The organism is Protofrankia sp. Cr2, from assembly GCF_963555885.1.
GTDB lineage: Bacteria > Actinomycetota > Actinomycetes > Frankiales > Frankiaceae > Protofrankia.
Genome location: NZ_CAUVXG010000107.1, coordinates 1 through 2,905 on the forward strand (window position 1 = coordinate 1; position 2,905 = coordinate 2,905).

Consider the following 2,905-nt stretch of genomic DNA (forward strand, 5'->3'; position numbering starts at 1 on the left):
CCCCGACCCGGCCACCCTCACCGACACCATCCACGCCCTGCTCACCCCGACCACCGACGACCAGCCCCGTGGCGGCGGGCCTCCTGGAGTGGACAACCGCCGACCGCCGGCGCGGGGCTCGAGCGAGCCCTCGCCCGCCGGCCGAAGGATGTGAATCCACTGCTATCGGAGCAGCACGAAAGTCACATCGTTCGAGCGACCGCCGACGCGGGGCTCGGACGACCGCTCGCCCGCCGGCCCGCCAGCGCGGGGTTCGGACGACGGTGGGGCCTCACGGCGAGGTGGGGGCTCCGTTCTGGCGGGCGGCGCGTTCGTAGAGATGGGCGGCCCGCAGCGGGTCACCGTTGCGTTCATGGAGCGCGGCAGCCCCGACAAGGTTGTCGGCAAGCTCGGCCTCGAGCGCGTCATCCAGCCAGGTACGCGGTGCCGACGGTGCGGCCGAGACGCGGTTGCGCAGCCTTTTCCACAGCTCCCGGGCACGTTGCACGCCGCCGGCGGGCGGTTGCGGTGTCGGCGCGGCAACCGGCACCGCCTCGGGTGGGCGCGGGGTGACCTGTGCGTCGACGTCGGCCAGCGCCGCGACGGTCTCCGGTGGGAGCTGAAGGTCCAGATCGGGGCCAGGGCCGGCCCACAACGTCCAGACCGGCTGGCGGGCACGCAGGTCGAAGGCGACGGCCCGGTCCGGCAGCGCCACCACGGCAACGTCGTCCACGGCGCCGAACAGGGCTTGGCGGGCGGTCTCGGGCAGTCGCGGGCGCGTCCGGTAGCCGACCGGCAGGAACAGCGGACCCGGGCCGAGGCGGTACAGCGGTTCACCGACCGGCAGCCGTTCGAGCAAACCGCCGGGGGCCAGCAGCAGATGCCTGTCCCGGCCGCGGACGACGAACGCGATCTCGGCGAGTGGGTGGCCCTCCAACAGCGGCGGGACGCCAGCGAGATCGGCGTCGTCGAGGAGCGCCGCGGCGATGTCCACACCGCTGGTGCGGCCCGGCACGATCGCGACCGGCTGCCCATCCGGCCGCCCGTCCAGCCGCCCATCCAGCCGCAACGACGTGGTGTCCGGTACCGGAATGGTCCGGTCCGGTGGCTCCAACGGGTAGCCGTCGGCGAGCCGGACGAGCGCGGCTCCGTCGCTGGGCTCACCCAGGCCGACCAGCCGCCAGCAGCCGAACGAGCTGTCGGCCAGCACCCAAGTGCCGGTGTCCACCAGGTCGGCGAGCAGCAGATCGGCGAGCACCGGGTCGGGCAGGGCGGACGCCATGGCGTGCTGGACGAGCAGCCCGTCGCCGGTGGCCCGGCAGACCAGCATGAACGGGTCGCGGTTCAGTGCGGTCAGCAGCGACATGGGCAGTGACGCGGGCAGCGCCTCCCCCGACGCAGGAGACAGCCGCAGTTCGGTGGCGACCCGGCCGCCGCCGAACGGTCCGGCAGCAGCCCCGGGCAGCGGGGTGTCGTGCAGCGGGGCGTCGAACAGCGGATCCAGCCGGACCGGCCGGTAGCTCACCGACAGCCCCAGCTCCAGGGCACGTTGGATGACCTCGCCGGCCAGCGCACCGGGCAGCAGGACCACGGCCTCGGTGGATGTGCCGGCCGCCACCGGGTGGAGTCCGGCGGTCCGGACCACTTCGACGACGCTCACCGGACGGAGCCCGAACGTCGGTACCGCCCCACGGTCGCCGTCCGATATGACCGAGGCGACCGGGGCGACCGGCGTGGCGCCCCAGCCACGGTCGGGCCGGAACCATCCGTCGGCGTGGACGAACAGCCGGCCGGACGCGGTTGACACCAACTCCCGGCCCAGGTCGAGGGCCATTTCTACGGCCACCCACCAGCCACCGGAACCGGCGACGGTCGGGACGCCTGACGGTTCCTCCGGTCCGTCGGCCCGCAGGAACTGGATGCTGTCACGGTGCCCGGTCGCCACGAGTGAGCCGGCGAACACCAGCGCAGCGGATGCGGAGCCGAACCTGCCTGCGAGTTCCACCACCTGCGCAGAAAGGCCGGCGGAGTCAGCGGACCCGTCCGGTCCAGTGGACGAGTCCGGGCGGATCGCCGATCCGTTCTGGGGGATCGGGATCGCGTCCGGAGGCGTGGGCTCCTGGGGGCTGGGCTCCGGTAGCGGGGATGCCTGCGGAACGGGAACCTCGTCCGGCCGAATCTCGTGGACACCGAAAGGATGTCGCCCTTGACCGGACGCTGGAGGATCGGGATTCAGAGCCATCGGCTACCCCGCGGACAGGCTGGTCGTGGGCCCGGCTGCTGTTGTTGGCACAGCGCCGGACGGCAGGGTCAGTTCGGTGTGCAGCACCCGCGCGGACCATTCGGCCCAGCGTTGTTCCGCACCGGCGCGCCGGCCGCGCACAGCCGCGGCGAAGACTAGTGCGACTTGGTCATAGCGGTAGGCGGCCTCGGCCAGCACAACCGCCCATTCCTCGATCCGGCGGCTGACGGAGTTCGCCGGCCAGGCGGGTTCGGTAACCGACGGCTCGGCCAGCATCGCCTGGACGTCGGCGAGCACGGGAAGAATGTGCCGGTCGGGCAGCCCGTCCGCGACGTCGCAGCGGGCCAGCACCAGTCGACGCAACAGGGCGTCGAACATCGCCGCGACCGCCGGTTCAGCCTGGTGGGCCGGTCCGGCCGGGTCAGATAGCAGCAAGGCCCGAGCCGCGGCCGGGTCACCCACCTCATGCGCAAGTGTCCAAACTGCCATGTGGACGAGACCGGCCGCGGTGTAGTCCGCGGCGGCGTCCCGGTGCCGGCCGAGCTGGGCGTACAGATCCGCCGACCGCGGGAACAGGCCGGCGTCCCGGTAGCAGCGCGCGGCCTCGGCAACCTGCCCGGCCCGCAGGTAGCAGGTCGCGGCCCGGTCGAGCAGCGGGGCGTCAGTCACGGAGCCGTGGCCCCC

At 73.3% G+C, this 2,905-nt stretch carries 1 protein-coding gene and 1 pseudogene; both read right to left on the reverse strand.

The features are described 5' to 3' along the window. Window positions 1–271: 271 nt before the first annotated feature. Complete coding sequence (locus U9978_RS23670) at window positions 272–2,221, reverse strand: hypothetical protein (RefSeq protein WP_322763360.1); 1,950 nt, start codon at window positions 2,219–2,221, stop codon at window positions 272–274. A 3-nt stretch (window positions 2,222–2,224) separates the two neighbouring features. Further along, a pseudogene (locus U9978_RS23675) lies at window positions 2,225–2,905 on the reverse strand (hypothetical protein); the annotation flags it as partial.